General features: G+C 39.6%; 19 protein-coding genes. 16 read left to right on the top strand and 3 right to left on the bottom strand.

The features are described 5' to 3' along the window. Nucleotides 1–604 precede the first annotated feature (604 nt). From JNUCC41_RS24695 to JNUCC41_RS24660, 8 genes are all read left to right on the top strand, one after another. Nucleotides 605–1,693, top strand: coding sequence for a type III polyketide synthase (locus tag JNUCC41_RS24695; protein ID WP_192205289.1), 1,089 nt, complete (start codon nt 605–607; stop codon nt 1,691–1,693). Then, the gene (locus JNUCC41_RS24690; RefSeq protein WP_192205288.1) at nt 1,693–2,223 is read left to right on the top strand and encodes an isoprenylcysteine carboxyl methyltransferase family protein; all 531 of its coding nucleotides are present in this window, start codon (nt 1,693–1,695) and stop codon (nt 2,221–2,223) included. Before JNUCC41_RS24695 ends, JNUCC41_RS24690 begins: the two co-directional genes overlap by 1 nt. 144 nt (nt 2,224–2,367) lie before the next feature. Then, a complete protein-coding gene (locus JNUCC41_RS24685) occupies nt 2,368–2,532 on the top strand; it encodes a hypothetical protein (RefSeq protein ID WP_192205287.1) in 165 nt (54 codons plus the stop codon). A gap of 190 nt (nt 2,533–2,722) precedes the next feature. Then, a complete protein-coding gene (locus tag JNUCC41_RS24680; RefSeq protein ID WP_192205286.1) occupies nt 2,723–6,436 on the top strand; it encodes a dynamin family protein in 3,714 nt (1,237 codons plus the stop codon). A 16-nt stretch (nt 6,437–6,452) separates the two neighbouring features. Then, nucleotides 6,453–7,214 carry a nucleotidyltransferase domain-containing protein gene (locus tag JNUCC41_RS24675; RefSeq protein WP_192205285.1) on the top strand — a complete coding sequence of 254 codons (762 nt, stop codon included), beginning with the start codon at nt 6,453–6,455 and terminating at the stop codon, nt 7,212–7,214. A gap of 12 nt (nt 7,215–7,226) precedes the next feature. Further along, nucleotides 7,227–8,054 carry a sulfurtransferase gene (locus JNUCC41_RS24670; protein WP_192205284.1) on the top strand — a complete coding sequence of 276 codons (828 nt, stop codon included), beginning with the start codon at nt 7,227–7,229 and terminating at the stop codon, nt 8,052–8,054. A gap of 85 nt (nt 8,055–8,139) precedes the next feature. Further along, nucleotides 8,140–9,015, top strand: coding sequence for a 5'-3' exonuclease (locus JNUCC41_RS24665; protein WP_192208326.1), 876 nt, complete (start codon nt 8,140–8,142; stop codon nt 9,013–9,015). A 120-nt stretch (nt 9,016–9,135) separates the two neighbouring features. Beyond that, on the top strand, nt 9,136–9,417 hold the full coding sequence (locus tag JNUCC41_RS24660) for a DUF6123 family protein (RefSeq protein WP_228467451.1): 282 nt from the start codon (nt 9,136–9,138) through the stop codon (nt 9,415–9,417). Between the two features lie 44 nt (nt 9,418–9,461). On the opposite strand, the gene JNUCC41_RS24655 is transcribed toward JNUCC41_RS24660, so the two are convergent. Next, complete coding sequence (locus tag JNUCC41_RS24655; RefSeq protein WP_192205283.1) at nt 9,462–10,370, bottom strand: DMT family transporter; 909 nt, start codon at nt 10,368–10,370, stop codon at nt 9,462–9,464. Next, on the bottom strand, nt 10,354–10,767 hold the full coding sequence (locus tag JNUCC41_RS24650; RefSeq protein WP_192205282.1) for a reverse transcriptase-like protein: 414 nt from the start codon (nt 10,765–10,767) through the stop codon (nt 10,354–10,356). Before JNUCC41_RS24650 ends, JNUCC41_RS24655 begins: the two co-directional genes overlap by 17 nt. Before the next feature lie 220 nt (nt 10,768–10,987). On the opposite strand from JNUCC41_RS24650, the gene JNUCC41_RS24645 reads away from it, so the two are divergent. The 3 genes from JNUCC41_RS24645 (at nt 10,988) to JNUCC41_RS24635 (ending at nt 12,888) form a co-directional block, all read left to right on the top strand. Further along, nucleotides 10,988–11,659 carry a reverse transcriptase-like protein gene (locus JNUCC41_RS24645; protein WP_228467450.1) on the top strand — a complete coding sequence of 224 codons (672 nt, stop codon included), beginning with the start codon at nt 10,988–10,990 and terminating at the stop codon, nt 11,657–11,659. Between the two features lie 5 nt (nt 11,660–11,664). Further along, on the top strand, nt 11,665–11,850 hold the full coding sequence (locus JNUCC41_RS24640) for a zinc-finger domain-containing protein (RefSeq protein WP_192205281.1): 186 nt from the start codon (nt 11,665–11,667) through the stop codon (nt 11,848–11,850). An 84-nt stretch (nt 11,851–11,934) separates the two neighbouring features. Continuing rightward, nucleotides 11,935–12,888, top strand: a complete 954-nt coding sequence (locus JNUCC41_RS24635; protein WP_192205280.1) for an HD-GYP domain-containing protein — start codon at nt 11,935–11,937, stop codon at nt 12,886–12,888. A gap of 12 nt (nt 12,889–12,900) precedes the next feature. Here the strand turns inward: JNUCC41_RS24635 and JNUCC41_RS24630 are convergent, their stop codons facing one another. After that, on the bottom strand, nt 12,901–13,365 hold the full coding sequence (locus JNUCC41_RS24630) for an RrF2 family transcriptional regulator (protein ID WP_076365790.1): 465 nt from the start codon (nt 13,363–13,365) through the stop codon (nt 12,901–12,903). 171 nt (nt 13,366–13,536) lie between these two features. Between JNUCC41_RS24630 and hmpA the strand changes: the two genes are divergently transcribed. From hmpA to JNUCC41_RS24605, 5 genes are all read left to right on the top strand, one after another. Further along, nucleotides 13,537–14,745 (top strand): NO-inducible flavohemoprotein, encoded by a 1,209-nt coding sequence (hmpA, locus tag JNUCC41_RS24625; protein ID WP_192205279.1) that lies wholly within the window; start codon nt 13,537–13,539, stop codon nt 14,743–14,745. A gap of 334 nt (nt 14,746–15,079) precedes the next feature. Further along, nucleotides 15,080–16,168, top strand: coding sequence for a glutamate 5-kinase (proB, locus tag JNUCC41_RS24620; RefSeq protein WP_192205278.1), 1,089 nt, complete (start codon nt 15,080–15,082; stop codon nt 16,166–16,168). A gap of 36 nt (nt 16,169–16,204) precedes the next feature. Continuing rightward, a complete protein-coding gene (locus JNUCC41_RS24615) occupies nt 16,205–17,452 on the top strand; it encodes a glutamate-5-semialdehyde dehydrogenase (protein WP_192205277.1) in 1,248 nt (415 codons plus the stop codon). Nucleotides 17,453–17,532: 80 nt separating this feature from the next. Then, nucleotides 17,533–17,967 (top strand): general stress protein, encoded by a 435-nt coding sequence (locus JNUCC41_RS24610; protein WP_192205276.1) that lies wholly within the window; start codon nt 17,533–17,535, stop codon nt 17,965–17,967. 671 nt (nt 17,968–18,638) lie between these two features. Then, nucleotides 18,639–20,573, top strand: a complete 1,935-nt coding sequence (locus JNUCC41_RS24605; protein ID WP_192205275.1) for a sigma 54-interacting transcriptional regulator — start codon at nt 18,639–18,641, stop codon at nt 20,571–20,573. Nucleotides 20,574–20,699 lie beyond the last annotated feature (126 nt).

Raw genomic sequence — 20,699 nt, 5'->3', positions numbered from 1 at the left:
TCGAACCATTTTAAGCCAGGAGTATAGGTGTAGCGTTTGTGGAAAAGAGGAGTTTCAAAATATCATTATTCAAGTGCAAAATCAATCTTCAGTAAAGAAAGAAGAATGACAGTGCCCCCTTACCGATTTTAGGTAAGGGGGTTTAATATTTCATGATTACATTTTGATCGATGATAGGAAGAGTGCCTATGCCTTTAATGGCCCCTTCTAACGGCATGCAAAACATGTTTTCATCTAATTTGTTTATTATTCTCCCTCGGATATCCCCTTTCATGTCAATAAGGACGCTTATCGATTCCTGTTCGAAAGGCTGTTTTATGAGGTACGGCTTTTAAATGTCCAAAAAGAAAGGAATAACGGACTTGATGGTCTCGGAGAATCCATTTAACGCTTTTGTGATTATAGCGTTGATTCCATTTTCGTTCCTCCGCTAGTACGATCATGTTCTCTATGTTATCAATTTCTTAGTCTTTTTCATCTAGTTTTTTTAAAAAAAAAGAGAAAATATTCCGAACCGTCGATAAATATGACCGTTTATCGATAAGGCATAATTGAAATCATGGTGGGTATATTAACCATATCATGAATAATAAGGGGTGCAATCATGCCGTATTTATTATCCGCATCACATATAAAGCTGCCACATTTACTTTCTCAGGAAAAAATCATGGAATTTTCGAGAGAAATATTTGGAGCCTCATTTAAGAATATAGAACGGTTACTTAAAGCCTTTAAGAATGGACAAGTGGAAAATCGATATTTTTCTAATGATCTTGATTGGTTTAAAGAGGATCATTCTTTTGCCGATCGGAATGATCTATATATTCAACAGGCAGTCAAGTTTGGGAAAGAAGCTATAGAAAAATGCTTAAGCAACACAGAATTTTTAAAAGAAGAACTGCAGGCAAACGAGCTAGATGCTTTCTTCTATATCTCAAGCACGGGTATTGCTACCCCGACCATTGATGCCAGGATAATGAATGAACTTCCATTTAGCCCGCATGCTAAAAGGATTCCGATTTGGGGACTTGGCTGTGCAGGGGGAGCAAGTGGCCTATCGCGTGCATTTGAATATTGCCAAGCATACCCGACGGCGAAGGTCATTGTTTTATGTGTGGAGTTATGCAGTCTGACATTTCAAAGGAATGATATCTCCAAAAGCAATTTAATTGGAACTTCTTTATTTTCTGATGGAGTAAGCTGTGTTTTAGTTTGCGGTGATAAGGTGCCTGATGTACACTTTTCCAAAAAAGCAAGACATCTGCAATTTTTGAATTCGCAATCCACGCTAATGCCGAATTCATTGGATGTAATGGGTTGGGATGTGAAAGATCAAGGGTTATATGTGATTTTTTCAAAAGATATCCCTACAATCATCAAAGATTGGCTTAAACCTAATGTTCAAGAGTTCCTAATGGAGAATGGATTGGATCTCAGGGATATAAAAGATTTCATTGCTCATCCCGGAGGCAAAAAAGTAATTGATGCTTATCACGAAGCCCTCGGGTTCGATGAAAGCATGACGGCTGAGTCAATGAGCGTATTGAGGGAATTTGGCAATATGTCCTCAGCAACTATTTTGTACGTCCTGGAGAGGTTCATGCAGCGCGGCGGGAATAAAAATGAGGTGGGCTTGGCTGCTGCATTGGGGCCTGGGTTTTCGTCTGAACTTGTGTTAATGAGGTGGAAGTGATGATTTTTGCCATTTTCATTATCTTGATCGCTATACAGCGCATGTTTGAATTATATATCGCCAAACAAAATGAAAAACAGTTAAAGGCTGCCGGAGCAGTGGAATATGGTGAGTCCCATTACAGTTGGATGGTTCTAATGCACCTTGGTTTTTTTATTTTTCTCATTTTTGAAGTGACCGTGCTTGATAGGGGTGTGGCTGGACTATGGCCAATTTGGCTGACCCTTTTTCTAATTGCACAGTCAGGCAGGATTTGGGTAATCCGTTCTTTGGGAAAACATTGGAATACAAAAATCATAGTGGTTCCTGATGCCGAGGTAGTCATTAATGGCCCTTATAAATATTTCAAACATCCGAACTATATCATAGTGGCAACTGAGATAATGGTTATTTCTTTATTATTCAATGCATATTATACCGCTATCATCTTTAGTTTATTGAATGTTTGGATGATGATGGTAAGAATCCCATTGGAAGAGAAAGCATTAAAGGCACATACGGAATATTCTACGGTTTTTAAGGGAAAATAATAAAAAATTTTAATTTCTTATTGAAAACGATTATCGTTCGTGATAAGATTCTAAATGAAGATGAAAATTATTCTCATTCGGATTTCGATGAATTTATTTTAATAACTAACAACTAAAAGCTAATCAATATATAAGAGGATGGTGTTGGTAATGGTTTGGGTATTCATTTTATTGACAATCGCTACATATGGTTTTGTGATGAAACATGTATTGAATAATATTCAAAAACCGGCAAAGGCAGTAAAGCCTTATACCGAGTCACCAATGGGAAACCGAACTGCTTTTAACCCCGCCCCTACGACCAGGTAAACATCCTGGTTTTTTTTTGCATTCAAAGTCAATATGAATCAAACTGCATGAATCCACCAATCGGTGGTTTTTTTTTGAACATGGCCAGTAATGAATCATATAGTAAAAAGAAAGCTGATGGTATGAATAATAAACGAAATCGTTTACAATAAGAATATCAAAATGACGATAGATTAAGGGGTATGGATTCATGATTCAAGAAACATTAAAGCAACAGTCCAAATTGGGGATTTTGACTGCCATGTATGAGAAATTTCAATCGGCAGGTGATACAGGAAATGCCGATAAACTAAAACAGTTAATCATGAAAGTGAATAACGAAGAGTTCATCATTGCTTTTTGCGGGCATTTTTCAGCGGGGAAATCTAGTATGATCAACTTTTTCCTCGGTGATCAAGTATTGCCTTCAAGCCCTATTCCAACAAGTGCAAATACGGTAAAAGTCCAAAAAGGTGAAGATTATGCCAAAGTCTTTTACCATCATCAGCCACCAGTCCTATTTCCTGCACCATATGATTTTAAAGAGGTCAAGAAATTTGCCAAGGATGGAGATTCAGTATCGGCAATAACGATAAGTTCCAATGATTTTTCACTGCCGGATTCATGCGCGATCATGGATACGCCAGGAATTGATTCGACAGACGATGCACATAGAGTTTCTACGGAATCTGCCTTGCATCTAGCTGATGTAGTCTTCTATGTCATGGACTACAATCACGTCCAATCAGAAGTGAACTTCCTATTCACGAAAGAATTGTTAGAGGCTGAAAAACCGACATACTTAATTATCAATATGATCGATAAGCATGATGAGAACGAGCTTAGCTTTCAAGACTTCAAGCTTTCCGTTTCTGATGCATTTGCGAACTGGAATGTATACCCTGATGGTATTTTTTATACATCCGTAAGAGACTTGAACAATACCGAAAATGAAATAGAAGTGGTCAAGCAATTCATATCCGACATTGCGGGCAAAGGTCTAAATGATGGGAAAGATGCCATCATGCAATCAGCTAATGCCCTGGTCGAAAGGCATCTTAATTGGCTGAAAGAGCAGTATGAAGAGGAACATGCCGATGATTTTGAAGTATTATCAGAACTTCCATATGAAGAGCGAATACACCTGACGAATCAGGTGGACAGCCTATTGAAAGAAAAAAAATCATTAACTGGACGTATAGATGAAATCAAGATCCAATATGCTGATGCATTAGAAACCATTTTGAAAGGTGCATACATCATGCCCGCTGCAACACGGGACCTAGGTAAATCTTTCTTGGAATCGGCTCAACCTGACTTTAAAGTGGGTCTATTATTTGCCAAGAAAAAAACGGATGCCGAACGTGAGGCACGTATCCATGCTTTCTTGACCGATTTACAAGAAAAGGTGAAGACCCAGCTTGAATGGCATCTTAAAGAACTAGCCGTTAAAACGCTTAATCAAGCGGAAATCCATGATTCAACACTTGAAAGTAAGGCACAGGCACTTCAAATCGAGGTATCGGAATCTTACATAAAAAACTCTTTGAAGTCTCAAGTGGATATTACGGGTGAATACGTTTTAAACTATACGAATGATTTGGCATCAGCCATCAAAAAGAAAGCACGTGATGTATCAGAAGGATTTTTGAATAATATTGTTACCGTTATGGAAGCGATAGTGGAACAGCAGTCCATATCCATTGATAAGGAACTTGAAGGTTTTTCCGAATTTGCGGAAGCCCTTAAAGTTACGGCTGCGATGAATGCGGAGATCGAGTACCAAACGGAACGATTAGTGGCCATTGCTAATCAAACTGAATCATTAGTCGATGAGCGTGATATCGATATGCTTTTAACCCAATGGAATGAAGAGGAAAAAAATATTACAGTCAAAATCATGAAAACCGCTAAAGAAAGTAATTCAAGGCCCGTCAACGAACAAATTGAAACGGATCATGATAAAGAAAACAAGGAAGTTGAACATTCCGTGACTGTTTCTTCATCTGATGCTACTGATTTACGCGGAAAAGAAAAGCTGATGGAGACTGCAACGAGTTTACAACAGGCAGCCAAGCTAATTCAACCTTTGAGAGGATTTCAATCTCTTTATAAAGAATTGAAAGAGAAGGCAAATCGCTTGGAACAGCAGACGTTCACTGTTGCGCTTTTCGGTGCATTCAGTGCGGGCAAATCTTCCTTTGCCAATGCGTTGATGGGGGAGAGCGTCCTTCCTGTTTCACCAAATCCAACAACTGCCGCAATCAACAAAATCATGTCTTCAGACACTGAGCATCCACATGGAACGGCAACCGTCAAGCTAAAGACACAAGCGATGCTGTTGGAAGATGTAAGCCTGGCCCTGGCAGCTTTTGATAAATCGGCAAAAACGCTAGATGAAGCACTTCAACTGGCAGGACAAATCATTGCGAAGGCGGGGGAAGTTGATAAGGGGAAAACTCATTTATCCTTTCTAAGGGCTTTTCATCAAGGGCTGCCCGAGTACCAAAATGAATTGGGTAATGTGGTTACGGTAGACCTTGAAGGATTTAAACGTTTTGCTGCAGAAGAGTCCAAGTCATGTCTTGTTGATCTGATTGAACTGCGTTATGACTGTGAAATGACAAAGCAGGGGATGGTCCTTGTTGACACACCTGGGGCTGATTCAATAAATGCACGACATACAGGCGCAGCTTTCGAATATATTAAGAATTCGGATGCCATTCTATTTGTGACCTATTATAATCACCCATTTTCACGGGTAGACAGGGAGTTCCTGATACAACTTGGCCGTGTGAAAGATTCTTTCGCTATGGATAAGATGTTTTTCATCGTCAATGCCGTCGATCTGGCACAAACCACTGACGAATTGGACGAAGTGATGGATTATGTCACAGATCAATTGAATGGATTCGGAATCCGTTTTCCAAAACTGTTCCCGCTTACGAGTAAGGGAGCGTTGATGGAAAAACAAACGCCTGGTTCGTTTAAGCATTCGTTCCTTCCAAATAGCGGAATCTCGGAATTCCAAGGTCAATTCGATTCTTTCATAGAAAACGATTTAACGGGACTTGCAATTGAATCGGCTCAAGCGGCTGTAAAAAGAACGGAAGAGCTGCTACGAGATGTAATTACAGCTTCCAGGCAGGATGAGAAAGCGAAACGAAATGCCCTGGAAACACTTTCTCATGAGGCACAGTCCATTTCGGAACTCCTCTCAGTCATTAAAGGGGATGCCGAAAAGCAACGTTTGAAAAAAGAGATAGACGAATTGACTTTTTATAGTAAACAACGGGTCTTCTTCCGGTTTAATGATTTCTTCAAAGAATCTTTCAATCCGGCTGTTTTAAAAGATGATGGAGGCGATCTGAAAATTGTCCTCAAGCAATCTATGAAGAACTTATTGGATGCTTTAGGCTTTGACCTTGCCCAGGAAATGCGGGCAACGGCTTTAAGGACGGAAATGTTCGTAAATAAATTACTGAATGAGAAACAAAGCAGTTTGCTTTTGCAAATGCAAAAAATAAGAAGAAACCTTTCGTTGCAGCCATATGAACCTAATGAGAGGGAGTCCCTTGAATTTACAGGAGCTTTTGCGCAATTAGATACGGGGGAATTCAAAAAGGAATTGGCATTATTTAAAAATCCAAAATCTTTCTTTGAAAAAAATGAAAAAGCGAAAATGAGCGAAGGGCTTCAGAAGCGTTTGGATGATCCTGCCCTTGTATATGTAAAAGAGCAGGGCGAACGGATTTTCGAAATGTATAATGAAGTCCTCAATCAAGAGTTACTTGCGATTCAAAAAGAGTTTAAGACGGAAATATCGGATATCTTTGCAGGTTTACGGGCAGCATTGGAGGAAACGGTCGATTTACCGTATTATGAAAATGCCGTAGCGGAATTGGCTAAAATGCATTCGAAATAGAAACGAGGTCTCGTTCATGAAAGAAAACCTTATTTCACGATTGAGATACCTGGAAAAGAAAGAAGATATGACCATTTTAATGGCTGCTGTTACTGGCAGCCATTCTTTTGGTTTATCATCAGGCCAATCAGATTACGATGTTCGATTTATATATGTTCATAATGATAAGCGTTCATACCTTAGCTTGAGTCAGCCAGTTGAAGTCATTCAAATGAAAGAAGACCTATTTGACATGGAAGGCTGGGATTTATTTAAATCTTCACGTCTTACCTTAAAGAGTAATCCTGCTCTATTTGAATTATTTCAGTCGCCAATCAAGTTGATTACGCATCCGGATTATTATAGGAAGATGAAGGGTTTGATTGCTGATTGCTATTCCAAAAAGGCACTGAGCCACCATTACTATCGGATGATGAACGAAAATCTTCAACTATTGACAAAAACAAGGGGATCCGAAAGAAAAGAACTAAAAACATGGGTACAAGTATACCGTTCGTATTTAATCCTTGAATATATAATTCACCTGGGTTCGCTGCCACCTTTATCAGTATGGGAATTACTTGATTTGCTTTCAATTGATCAAGAATTGAAAACCGGGATTACCCGGATATTTAAAGCAAAACAAATGGAGGAATATATAAGCAACAATGAAAGTGAAAAGAATCTTTCGATAATAGAAGGGAAATCACTTTCCTTAAAGAAAGAGATAACTAGGCTACATCAAGGAAAGAAGATGGAAACGGAGCTTAATGAATTAATTTGGACCATTTTGGAATAGGGGGTTTTTTAGATGAGTTTAATAATTGAAAAAGAAGAGCTGTTGCCGAAGTTGAATTCTCAAGAGATCAGAATTTGTGACTGCCGCTTTCAGCTAGGCTCTCCTGATGCAGGGTATAATGAATACAAACAAGACCATATTTCCGGCGCGGTTTATTTCGACCTTGAAAAGGACTTATCGGGGCAGGTTCAAGAACATGGCGGAAGACATCCTCTGCCTGATCTGGAAACCTTTAAAAATAAACTGGAATCAAACGGAATCACCAATGATACGGTACTTATTGCTTATGATGGCGGGGAAGGTTCTTTTGCTTCCAGGTTTGCCTGGCTGCTCAGCTACCTTGGGCATCGGAAAGTATATGTTCTTAACGGGGGCTTTCGCGCCTGGAGGGATGAGGGTTATCCAATTGACTCGAATCAAACGAAATATATGCCATCAGAATATCATATCGATTTAAATGATTCCGTTTTTGCATCTTTTCAAACAGTGAAGGATTACACTATGAATAGGCCTGACGATATCGTATTAATGGATTCAAGGGAATCTAAGCGCTACGAGGGAATCGAAGAGCCGATTGATAAAAAAGCCGGACATATACCAGGAGCAGTAAATAAGGTGTGGACGAACGTTCTGGAAAATGGCTATTTTAAAAAGAAGGAAGATCTTCAGTCGAATTTTTCAGGCATCGGTAAAGATAAGGAAATCATTGTGTACTGCGGTTCAGGTGTAACGGCATCACCCAATTATATCGCCCTGAAAGAAGCGGGCTTTAAAGATGTGAAGATATATATTGGCAGTTACAGTGACTGGATCTCGTATGATGATAATCCAATTGAATAATATTTTTTCCAATTAAACGATCCTTAAAAAAGGGGACAGTTATGTTAAAATGGAAGTACATCATGATAGAGGTGATAATGTGTTAATGAAAGAAAACGAGCAGCATCCTTCCTTTATGCTTGTCGATGGGATGGCGCTTTTATTTAGAGCTTTTTATGCAACGGCAGTTACTGGTCAATTCATGATTAACTCAAAAGGCATCCCGACTAATGCCGTTCAAGGTTTTTTGAAGCATATGCTGACGGCGGTGGATCACTTTTCACCTAGTCATGTCGCAGTGTGTTGGGATATGGGCAGCAAGACTTTCAGAAATGAATTATTTGATGGATACAAGGCTAATCGATCAGAAGCTCCAGTCGAAATGATCCCTCAATTCGACCTAGCGAAAAAAGCGGTTGAAGCATTTGATATCCCTAACATAGGGCTCTCTGGATATGAGGCGGATGACTGTATCGGGACAATTGCCAAGGCATCTGCCCAACATAGCCGGGTGGGTATATTGACTGGTGATCAAGATATGCTTCAGTTAATAGAAGAAAACATTTCCGTGCTATTGTTAAAAAAAGGATATGGTAATTATGAAGTTCATAATCCCGATAGCTTTTTTGAATGGAAAGGGATCACACCAAGACAAATGATCGATTTAAAAGCTTTAATGGGTGATACAGCTGATAACTATCCCGGAGTTAAAGGAATAGGTGAGAAGACAGCGTTGAAATTATTGATCCAGTATCAAAGTATCGAAGGGATTCTTGAAAATGTTGCTTCATTGACGAACGGGCAACGAGCTAAAATTGAATCCGCCGTCGATATGCTTCATTTATCCAGAAAGCTAGCAGAAATAAAATGTGATGTACCAATTTCATGTTCTTTGGACGATGCGGTCTATCAGTATGATCGCGAGAAGGTCAAAGATCTGGCTAGGGATCATGAATTCAGGGCTTTACTGCGAATGATTTAATACAATAAGCGGAGCTTCCAATGGGAGCTCTTTTATTTTGTACGGTGATTTTTTTGTCGAAAAATGGATAGTCAAAATCTTTGATATACGGTAAGATGAAAATAAGGCATGAAGTATGGAGTGGATGCAGAAGTGGCGAAATCAACTGAAGAGTATGTTAGTTTTTTAGAGGGTAAAGGATTCACTTTTGGTAATGACGCTATTGGTTTTATTTATTTTGGTAAGCGGTACACGGATGCGAGTGATATTTTAGTCAATGCAGCAATAGAATTGACATTGAAGGTACAAAAGAACTTTGATGGCAGCTTTTATATCTCCTTTTTGGAAAACTTAAAACAAAACGGCATTGAAACGCGTAGTGCAGCGGTATCTTTTGCAAAAGAACAGGGGCTGCTTAAATAAATCGGACTTCGTAACTGGAAGTCCGATTTATTTTATTGGCCTTTTCAAGTAAACTCCTGTGTCACGGGTTTCTTTTTCTTAACAGGCAGTTCAGCGAAAATCATCCCCAAGAATATGAATGCGCAGCCGATGATGGAGGCGGTAGTCAGTTTTTCCCCTATTAATATGTATGAGGATAACGCGGCAAAAACCGGTTCCATTGAAAAAATCAGCGCCACTCTTGTAGGTGTCGTATAGGCTTGGAAGAAGGTTTGTGCAAAAAAGGCGAACGCAGTGGCAAGGGCTGCCGTAACCAATAAAGCAGTCCATACATCCTTCTTTAACATGACCTCTGAGCTGAAGATGACGGAATGATTCTCTTTAAAAATGAAGGCTGAAACAAATGATAATAAAGATACTGTGGAAACCTGAATCAGCGTCAATGGTAAAGCGGGTAAGGTCTTGGCATATTTAGCCGTTGTAATGATCTGCATGGCAAAACTGATTGCGCATAAAAATACCAGTAAATCACCGATATTCAAATTGGAGCGGTCAGCGAAAGTCATTAAATAAAGCCCGATGGTTGCGGCTGCGACACCAATTATTGTATTGCGGGGAAGCCTATGTTTTAAAAGCAGCAGGGAAAACACAGGTACCATGACGACACTTAAACCTGTTATAAAGCCTGTCTTCGCAGGAGTTGTATAATTCAATCCGATCGTTTGAAGCCCATACCCCAAAAAAAGCCAAACTCCAATATGAAACCCAGCTATAAAAAGACCCTTGTTCCAAGTTTTCCCCTTTTTGTGTAAAGTCGATATATAAGGGATGAGCAAGAAAACGAAAGCCATGAAGAAACGGACCGCATTAAACGTGAAGGGGTCTAGAAAAGATAGGGCATTTTGAACCATGACAAAAGTGACGCCCCAAATGAATACAACGAATAGTAATGAAAAATCAGCTGTCTTGTTCATGAATTTCCTCGGAATTATTCATTCGAATGGCCCGTCTCGCCAACTCATCCGCGGACTTGTTTTCGAGATTTGGAATCCATTTCATGAAAAATAATTCAAGCTCATCGGAAAGCTTTAGCGCCCGTTCCAACAAAATGGCATACTTATTCTTTGCAAATCTTTTTTCAATGGCCCGGTTGATGGCTTGTGAGTCAGTACGAAAAGAAACGATTTGATACTTATTGGCTACACAAATTTCCAATCCTTTGATTAAAGCATGGTACTCCGCTTCATGGTTTTCCATATTTCCAAGCGGAAAGGCATGCCTCTCGACCACACCATTATTATTTATGAAAACACCTGCGCCGCTCGGCCCTGGATTGCCTGCACTGGCACCATCAATATACACTTCGATCAAGATGTGCTCCTCCTCGAGTTTAACTGTCAATATGCTATTATAAAAAAACGTTTCATATAAAATAAGATTGAAACATGAGAATTTCAGGCTGATATGGGAACTATAATTAAAAAAGCGATACAAATGCTTACAATATATTATAAAGGGTAAGACGAAAAAAAGGTATGAAAATTGTAAGCTGTTCTGCATGAATGGTGAATGGATAAGGAGCTGGAAATCTTTGAAGGTAATTATGCAATGGACATATCAAGCATCAAAAAAACCATCTGCCGATTTCGTTTCGGATTGGCTTGATGCCGGGAATGCTCTGGTCATTACGGAAGATCTTGAAAAGGCAGGAAGGCTGAAAGAAGTGGAGTTCAAGGATGAATTCGATACAACCTGGACCAAGAAGGAACTAAAGAAGCTCCTGACGGAAGTGGAGGAAGAACCGCAGGATGTGACTGTTTTTTTTGATGGCGGTTTTCAAAAAGATGAAAAGGTGGCAGGAATCGGTGTTGCCATTTATTTTCGCCAAGGTAAGAAATTCTGGCGGTTACGCACCAACTTGAAATTGGAGCAATTTGAATCCAATAATGAAGCGGAATATGCGGCCTTTCATGAAGCGGTCAGACAGATGGACGAACTTGGAATCCACCATCAAAGTTGTGTCTTTAAAGGGGATTCCCTAGTTGTTTTAAATCAACTTTCCGGTGAATGGCCTTGCATGGAAGAAAACTTAAATAAATGGCTTGACCGCATTGAAGCGAAACTGGATAAATTAAAGATCATTCCGGTCTTCAAGCCAATTTCTCGAAAGGAAAACCAGGAAGCCGATCGCCTGGCAACACTTGCACTGCAGGGAAAAGCCATTTTCAGCAAAATGGAAATTGCTGAGTCAAAGGAGCCATAATAACAATGAACAGGAAAAAAATATATGAAGAAGTGGAAGATGTTCTCGCTTCGTTTTGTCAAGATTGTTTTTTAAGGAAGCATTTTCGGAAAGAGAAGGGGCGGACGTATGCCCATCAGTTCTGTATTTCAGAATGTACGGTTGGTGAAAAATTAAAACAGCTGGGCAATGAACTTAGTGACCGATCTTAAGTCCCCCAAAATTGCTTTCATTATGACACAAGGCCATGAAGGATATGGTATCATAGGTAAAAAATAGAGAAAAGTGTGAGAGCAATGAAAAATAGAAGAGGGAAGATGAATAATAAAGCGAATACGCCTCTTACCATCCCTAAAAAAGGTGGATATTCATTAACGGAAAATCATGTACAGCCTAACGTAATGATTCATGAAAGAATCAACGAAGCTTCTCTTCAAATGAAAAACATCTTTCAAGATATACGTAAAGAAGGAAAAATACAGCTTGATAATATTGAATTGATTAAAGCCGAAGTAGCACCTGTCATTACAGAAGCTGCAAAGAATCCTGATATTTATTACCTTTTCGATGAGATGCAAGCAAAAAACGAGTACATGTATAGTCATAATATCGGTGTCGGAATCATTGCCACTTATCTGGGGATGAAGCTTGGATTATCGAAAGAAAACCTCTCAGCCCTAACATTGGCAGCCACGCTGCATGACGTGGGTAAAATAAGGATTTCGGATAGTATATTGGAAAGACCGGGTAAACTGACTGCGGCAGAATATGAAGAAATGAAGCTCCATACCATTTATGGGTATGAATTACTTAAAAATATCCCTGGAATCCTTCCATCGATTGCATTAACAGCCCTACAGCACCATGAACGTGAAGATGGGCAAGGCTATCCACTTGGGCTGAAGGGGAATGATATCGATCATCATGCGAAAATCGTAGCAATAGCTGATGTTTTCCATGCGATGTCCTCAAATCGTGTATATCATCAGGCCATGCCGTTTTATAAGGTGATTGAACAAATGAACAGCGATATGTTCGGTAAATTCAATCCGGAAATCCTGCTGGAATTTGTAAAGCGTTTAATGTCCACATTGGTCGGAAAAGAAGTCATGCTTACTAATGAACGAATCGGGACGATCGTTATGATCAATCCATACGATCCCCTTAAAGCTTTATTGAAAACCAGTACGGGGATCATGGATTTGCGAATGGAAAAGGAATGGCAGATCGAACGAATCATCGGTTATTGAAAAAGAGCCCGATCATAAAAAATCGGGCTCTTCGTCATTCTTTTTTACCGAATCGAAATAGGTTTTGAGCATCACTTTATTTTCGCTGAAGTCTGCAATCGTATATTGATCAAGGACCTTTAGAAAAGCATCCAAGGCATTATTAAGAACAAATTTCAATGAACAAACGGGGGAAATCACACAGTTATCGTGATCTTTAAAACATTCCACCAGATAAAAATCCTCCTCGGTTCGTCGTACAAGTTCCCCTACATTTATTTCAGCGGGTGATTTTGCAAGCCGAAATCCGCCATTTCTTCCGCGAATCGTCTCGATATAGCCTAATTTTCCAAGATTATGAACAATCTTCATCAAATGATTTTTAGACAGTTGATAGACTTCAGAAATCTCTTTAATATTTGATAATTTGCTTTGGTCGTGGGAAGCCAGGTAAATCAACACTCTAAGTGAGTAATCGGAATAACTCGTCAACCTCATGTTTATCGCCTCACATTCTATCCCCATTTGACTATATCATAAATGTGAACATTTTATAAACATGAAAGCTTATTTTTTGGAAAAGATGTATAAAATATATTGCTTTTAATGCATTTACGTTCTATCATAAACATGTATTTAAAATACTTGTTTATGAAGAGGGGTTTACCTATGCTATCCCAAAAAACTATTGATGTTATCAAATCAACTGTACCTGTATTAGAAGTGCATGGTACAACAATTACAACTGTATTCTATAAAAATCTTTTCGAAGCACATCCTGAATTATTAAATGTTTTTAATCACGCCAATCAAAAAAAGGGACGCCAGCAAAATGCACTGGCCAACACAGTTTTGGCAGCAGCTAAATATATAGATCAACTCGAAACGATATTACCTGCCGTGAAGCAAATAGCACAAAAACACAGAAGTCTTGCCGTTAAAGCCGAACATTATCCCATTGTAGGAGAATTTCTATTAGGTGCAATCAAGGAAGTGTTACAAGATTCAGCTACAGAAGAGATCCTCCAAGCTTGGGGAGAGGCCTATGGAGTCATTGCCGATGCTTTTATTAGCATCGAAAAGGAAATGTACGACGAAGCTTCCAATCAGGTCGGCGGATGGTCTGATTTCAAACGATTCACAGTGGCGGAAAAAGTACGGGAAAGTGACGTAATCACATCCTTTTATTTAAAACCGTCAGATGGAGAGAAGGTTCCATCATTTCTTCCTGGACAATATATTACCATCCGGATCGAGATACCGGGTGAACGTTATCTATTCAACCGTCAATATAGTTTGTCTGATGTTCCGGGAAAAGATTATTTCCGGATTTCCGTTAAAAAAGAAAAGCCGGGAATCTCTCCTGATGGAAGGGTCTCCAACTACTTGCATGAATCCATTCAGGTGGGTGACAGTATTGACGTAACGGCTCCTGCAGGTGATTTCACCATCGATTTGGAAAAACGAACACCGGCAGTATTCTTGAGCGGAGGCGTTGGCATAACACCTTTCATGAGTATGGTCCATGCGATAGCTGAACAAACACCCGAGCGTCATGTACAATTCATTCATGCTTCCGATAATGGCCGGTTACAGCCGTTCAGAATGGAACTGACAGAACTGGCACACAAGCTTACCAGCTATCAATTATCCTTTGTCTTTAAAAATCCGGGCCAGGATGATAAGAACCTGCCGAATTTTGAAAAGGAAGGGTATATCGATAAGGAATTATTGAGCGGTTTTGTTAAACCTGAAGCTGATTATTATGTGTGTGGCCCTGTTCCTTTCATGAAGGCGATCATTACTTATCTAAAAGAGCTGGGGATAGATGCGGATAAAATCCACTATGAGTTCTTCGGCCCGGCAATCGCGTTATAAGGTTCATACATCGTAGGAATGTTATTGACATCAAGCATATAATTTTGCATACTATATTAAAACAATGAACGTTGAGAGAAGATTAGTATGCGAGAATCACTGTGACAGAGAGCGGCGTCAATTGCTGGAAGACCCGCGACAGGAAAACGCAGAACCTGCTTCTTGAGTCCTATGCAAAACATAGGCGCAAATCCTGGCGTTATCAGGCAAAGTGGAATGCATGAACTTGCATTCAATGAAGGTGGTACCACGGAGAGCAGCCCTTTTCGTCCTTATTTCGAGGATGAAGAGGGCTTTTTTTCATGTCTTAGATATTTATTGGAGGAAGTAATCGATGGAAAAGAAACGCATCGTTGTAAAAATAGGAAGTAGTTCTTTGACCAACACAAAAGGTGAAATCGACCAAAATAAATTTTCCGATCATATCCAGGCAGTTGCAGCTTTAAGGAAAGCGGGACATGAAGTTGTCCTTGTTTCATCAGGTGCTGTAGCAACAGGTTTTCGTAAGCTCGGCTATCCTACGAGACCTGTCACTCTTAAGGGAAAACAAGCTGCTGCAGCGGTTGGGCAAAGCCTATTGATTCAATCATATATGGAACAGTTGGGTCATTTTGGAATCGTACCTGCGCAGATTTTGTTAACAAGGAAAGATTTCTCGAAAAAGGATAGATATAAAAATGCATATGCGACATTGATGGAATTGCTTGAACGCGGCATCCTTCCGATTATTAATGAAAATGATACAGTATCGGTCGAGGAGTTGACTTTTGGTGATAATGATATGCTATCCGCCTTAGTAAGCGGACTGGTCCACGCCACCAACTTGATCATATTAACGGATATTAATGGGCTCTATGATTCCAATCCACAGACAAATCCAGGGGCGAAACGATTTGAAAAGCTAACCGAAGTAACAGCGGATTTATTGCAAATGGCAGAAGGTACAGGATCCAATGTTGGAACCGGGGGGATGAAATCTAAGTTGATTGCAGCCCAAACTGCATTGTCTCTAGGGGTGAAAGTATTCATTGGTTCTGGTTATGGGAGTGATAAACTTCTAACAATCCTCGAAGGCAAAGGTGATGGCACGTATATTGGGAATGATGTCTTGACGACGGTAACGAAAAACAAACAATGGATATCCCTTCATTCACAAGTATCCGGGAAAATTTTCGTTGATGAAGGCGCCGAGAGGGCTTTAGTTTCAAATGGCAGCAGTCTGCTGCCAGCTGGAATTTACGAAATTAAAGGAGTCTTCAATAAGGGTGATGTTGTCGAAGTCTATGGTGCAAACGGATTATTGGGGCGGGGTGAGGTCCTATACTCAGACGAAGAATTAAAACAGGCGATGGGAAAGAGGACATCCGAGCTTGTGATCACTTCCATAGAAGTGATTCATCGCGATAAATGGGTGAAAGCATAAAAATCAATTTTGTGAAGGAAAAGGGGGCATTTGAAAATGAGTGAAGTGAAGGCGAAAGGAAAGGCTGCCAAAGAAGCCAGTTATCAGTTAATAGGATTGAGTACCGAACAAAAGAACGAGGCACTTGGAAACATTGCTAAGCAACTTATTATCGATAAAGATATTTTGATGAAAGAAAACCAAAAGGATCTGGAAGAAGGCAGGAAAAAAGGCTTCAGTGAGTCTACATTGGATCGAATTATGTTAAATGCTAACCGTATTGATGACATGGCTGAGGCCATTATGCTTTTAATCGAATTAAATGATCCAGTTGGGGAACAATTGGAGACGATCGAAAAAGAGAATGGTTTATTGATTAAAAAGTTACGGGTGCCGATCGGTGTAATCGGGATGATTTATGAAGCCAGGCCTAACGTGACCATCGATGCAGCTACATTGTCCTTGAAAACGGGGAATGCCGTCATATTAAGAGGCAGCTCGTCAGCCAAAAACTCCAATATGGCACTAGTCTCATCCATTCATAAGGCATTGGAGAATACGGAAATTCCTGTAGAAGCTGTTCAGTTGATCGAGGATACGAGTCGAGAAACCGCTAAGGAACTTTTTCATCTTAATGAGTATTTAGATGTTTTGATTCCACGAGGCGGAAAGAATTTAATTGAAACGGTCATTAAGGAGTCCACTGTTCCGGTTCTTGAAACAGGAGCAGGCAATTGCCATATCTTCATCGATGAGACCGCAGATATCACGATTGTCGAGAAAATTGTCTTAAACGGTAAAACTCAGCGTCCATCCGTATGCAATGCTATCGAGGGGCTTCTGATTCATGAAAAATGGTTTGAAGAAAACGGAGTGCGTATTTTGGAACTCCTGGACGAAAAGGGTATTGAAATATATGGGGATGAAGCGGTTTGCAGCTCCTTTCCAAGAGCCAAAACGGCTACGGAGGAAGATTGGTCAACGGAGTACCTGGCTTTAAAAATCAGCGTGAAAACTGTCAAAGGTGTATTCGATGCGATTGAACATATTAACCGATACGGTACCAAGCATTCTGAAGCAATCCTGACGAGGGATGAACAAAACGCTTCCGCATTTTTGAATAAAGTAGATGCAGCAGCAGTTTATCATAATGCTTCCACCCGTTTTACCGATGGCTTTGAATTTGGTTATGGTGCAGAAATCGGCATTTCGACACAAAAGCTGCATGCACGTGGACCAATGGGTTTACCTGCCTTAACATCAAGCAAGTACTTCATTTACGGCCAGGGGCAAATCCGGGAATGAAATTCATTTCCTTCATGGAAGGTTATTAAAACTCAATTAAGGGTACTGTATAATACATTACTTTTAAAGGAGCAGATACCATGGACAAGAGGTTTATAGCAATATATGAAAATGCAAATGAAGCGATTTCAGCAGTAGAAAACTTAAAGACACAAGGATATACATCCAATCAAATATCAGTAGTGGCAAAAAACATTGATCAATTACCCAGTGAAGCCGAGGAAGTCGCCCCGGCAAAGACTGATGGATTAGTAGCTGGCGCAGCAGCCGGCGGAGCTGTCGGATTAACAGGCCTGCTTATTGGAATGAGTGCATTGGCCGTACCAGGAATTGGTCCGATATTGGCAGCAGGACCTATTTTCGCCACTTTTGGCGGAGCCGCTGCCGGGGCAGCATCGGGAGCAGGCGGATTGAGAAAGCCATTATTGGATATTGGACTGGAGGAATCCGAAGTCGATCAATATGTGGAGGATATCAAAGCAGGGAAAATCCTTGTCATCGCCGATCCTTTTTAAGTCCGTAAGTAAAAACACCTTGAATGTTATAAAGTTTGATAACCGCTAGAATGCCCGCAAAAACTCAAAATAAAAATTTATTAAAAAACCCCGTTCAGGATTTCTTGAACGGGGTTAATATGTTTGTAGACTAATTTTATTGTCTGTACCGATAAAATCAAAAGGAATTTCACATTTGTTTGAAGAATAAAAGCAATATAGTCCTATTACCGAGAAAGAAAGGGGAATTAGAAAATAAAGTAGATGATCATGCCACTTTAAGAAATTAAAAAGGATTTTTCATGGTGATTTTCACCTTAAGAATCATTATACTGATGTTAATGTTAAAAAGTGTATTCCAGTGATGAAGAGAAAGTTTTAATGTGATGACCTGAATGACCATATTAAATACCAATCGAAATCCTTATGATGAAAAAACCCACGATAACAGGGTTTTTTATTTTTCAAAGTCATTAATAAAGTGAAATATCTACTATCTAAAAAAATGTAGAATTACTATTTTAGAAGTCTCACATTGCTTTACTTATTGTGGCTTTAAATGAAAACCTTTGAGGCATTCTTAGCTTACCAGGTTATATCAAGTCCTTGTATAACAAGGTCTGGAATAAATTACAGATTGCTTTTAGCTAATATCCAATAAACCAAAATGATTTACGTTGGAGGTGGGTGTTTTGATAAAAATAAAACTCGTTGTTCCTCGAAAAGGGTATATTACGGATGCTTTTGAAAGATTTGAGGAATTCAACAAGTTGGAAGAATCGGACAACAATGATAACGGTTCAGTGAAGTTTGTTTTAGAGGAGGTGGTTGAGGATGCCGATAAGATTGGGAAGTTGAAGCTGGATGCTGATGTAATCATTTCAAGGGGATTGATCACGAAACTATTAAAAGAAAGCAATGAATTCATTCCAATCGTCGATATACCTGTCCAAGGGATTGACCTCATTCGTTCCCTATATGATTGCAAGGCACGTTTTGGCAGTAAAAAAGTGGCCGTTATAGGAGCGTTAAACATGATTTATGGGGTGGAAAACCTTTCGGATATTGTTGATTTGCCAATTCAGTCCTATATATTAAATGATATCGAGTCCTCAGTCAGTTTAGTGGATTTGGCAGCCAGAGAAGGTTGTGAGGTGGTGTTAAGTGGTTTAAGTACCTGTAAATATGCTGAAGAGATAGGGTTGGGAGCCATTCTGGTTGACACGGGAAAGGAATCATTTCGCCAGGCGTTGATTGAGGCGAAAAGAGTAGCTCTTGTCAGCAGAAGGGAACAGGAGAAGACCAAGCGTTACCAAACGATTCTTAATTATGCCTATGAAGGGGTTATTGCTATAGATTTAAAAGGGCAAATATCTGTATTTAATACGGCGGCTCAGGAGATATTATCGATTTCCAAGGGGAGCTTAATTGGAAATTCCATATACGATATAATAAAGCCCGGGAGATTTCGAAATATGCTTTTAAGCGACGGTGAATACGAAAAAGATACCGTTGCTTACCAAACGATTCAATTATCGGTAAAAAAAGTTGCGATATTTTTAAAGGGTAAAAAAGTGGGGGATATGGTAGCCTTTCAAGATGTTACCCGCATTCAAGAGATGGAAGGGAAGTTCTTCAGAAAACTTCATTCACGCGGACATGTGGCTAAGTACACATTTGATGATATATTGTATCGAAGTCCCGAAATTAAGAGGACGATTGAAACAGCTCAACGTTATAGTGAAGTAGATTCAAATATTCTTATAATTGGAGAAACTGGAACGGGCAAGGAAATATTCGCCCAAAGCATACATAATCATAGCAACCGGAAAAATAACCCGTTTGTAGCCATTAATTGCGCGGCGCTTCCCGAAAATCTATTGGAAAGTGAGCTTTTCGGATATGCAGAAGGAGCTTTCACGGGAGCCATGAAAGGCGGAAAGCTAGGATTTTTTGAACTGGCTCATAGAGGTACGATTTTTTTAGATGAAATAGGGGAAATCTCCCCAAAAATGCAAAGCCGGCTGCTACGTGTCCTCCAAGAGCGGGAAATCATGCGTATCGGTGATGATAAAGTAATTCCCGTTGATGTGAGAATTGTGTCTGCAACGAACAAAGACCTCATGCAAATGGTGAAAGGTAATGACTTTCGGGAGGATCTGTATTATCGCTTGAGTGTACTGGACCTTGTATTGCCTCCACTTAGGGAACGCAGAGAAGATATTCCGTTATTGGTGAATGCTTTTATTCAGAAAGGTCATTCGGATCAAAAACAAATTAAGATTACGGATACTGCCATGAAAAAGCTGAGCGAAGAGAATTGGGAAGGGAATATTCGCCAATTGCAAAATTTTTGTGAGCGATTATGCGCTCTTTATAAAGACAAGTTAGTTGATGTGTACGATATTGAAATGTATTTTCCCAATAGAAGTAAAAAGAAAATACAGCTATCGAAACAAGACGAAGAGATGGACATGTCCCCTGGGATGCATTTATCCGAACGTGAAAGAATTGTTCAAATGTTAATTAAGGTTAATTTTAATAAAGGAAAAGCTGCCTTTGAGTTAGGGATGAGTCGCACGACTTTATGGAGAAAGATGAAAAACTTGAATATTGAAACAGATTGAAACGTAATGAAACTAAATAAATCATTTTGAAACAATTTGTTACATTTATTTATGTCTTGATATAAGGACTGATTGGCTTCTTTCTTGAATAAACTGATGTTTTTTATGTTGGCACAATAATTGTAT

It is taken from the genome of Brevibacillus sp. JNUCC-41 (genome assembly GCF_014844095.1).
Lineage (GTDB): Bacteria > Bacillota > Bacilli > Bacillales > DSM-1321 > Peribacillus > Peribacillus aracenensis.
Note: the sequence above shows the minus strand (reverse complement) of the source record. Positions and strands in the feature narration are given on the sequence as shown.

What these genes read in the sequence shown, in the direction of transcription:
- JNUCC41_RS24695 (WP_192205289.1), top strand. Translation starts at nt 605, where the DNA reads ATGCCGTATTTATTATCCGCATCACATATAAAGCTGCCACATTTACTT.
- JNUCC41_RS24690 (WP_192205288.1), top strand. Translation starts at nt 1,693, where the DNA reads ATGATTTTTGCCATTTTCATTATCTTGATCGCTATACAGCGCATGTTT.
- JNUCC41_RS24680 (WP_192205286.1), top strand. Translation starts at nt 2,723, where the DNA reads ATGATTCAAGAAACATTAAAGCAACAGTCCAAATTGGGGATTTTGACT.
- JNUCC41_RS24675 (WP_192205285.1), top strand. Translation starts at nt 6,453, where the DNA reads ATGAAAGAAAACCTTATTTCACGATTGAGATACCTGGAAAAGAAAGAA.
- JNUCC41_RS24670 (WP_192205284.1), top strand. Translation starts at nt 7,227, where the DNA reads ATGAGTTTAATAATTGAAAAAGAAGAGCTGTTGCCGAAGTTGAATTCT.
- JNUCC41_RS24665 (WP_192208326.1), top strand. Translation starts at nt 8,140, where the DNA reads ATGAAAGAAAACGAGCAGCATCCTTCCTTTATGCTTGTCGATGGGATG.
- JNUCC41_RS24655 (WP_192205283.1), bottom strand. Translation starts at nt 10,370, where the DNA reads ATGAACAAGACAGCTGATTTTTCATTACTATTCGTTGTATTCATTTGG.
- JNUCC41_RS24640 (WP_192205281.1), top strand. Translation starts at nt 11,665, where the DNA reads ATGAACAGGAAAAAAATATATGAAGAAGTGGAAGATGTTCTCGCTTCG.
- JNUCC41_RS24635 (WP_192205280.1), top strand. Translation starts at nt 11,935, where the DNA reads ATGAAAAATAGAAGAGGGAAGATGAATAATAAAGCGAATACGCCTCTT.
- JNUCC41_RS24630 (WP_076365790.1), bottom strand. Translation starts at nt 13,365, where the DNA reads ATGAGGTTGACGAGTTATTCCGATTACTCACTTAGAGTGTTGATTTAC.
- hmpA (WP_192205279.1), top strand. Translation starts at nt 13,537, where the DNA reads ATGCTATCCCAAAAAACTATTGATGTTATCAAATCAACTGTACCTGTA.
- proB (WP_192205278.1), top strand. Translation starts at nt 15,080, where the DNA reads ATGGAAAAGAAACGCATCGTTGTAAAAATAGGAAGTAGTTCTTTGACC.
- JNUCC41_RS24615 (WP_192205277.1), top strand. Translation starts at nt 16,205, where the DNA reads ATGAGTGAAGTGAAGGCGAAAGGAAAGGCTGCCAAAGAAGCCAGTTAT.
- JNUCC41_RS24610 (WP_192205276.1), top strand. Translation starts at nt 17,533, where the DNA reads ATGGACAAGAGGTTTATAGCAATATATGAAAATGCAAATGAAGCGATT.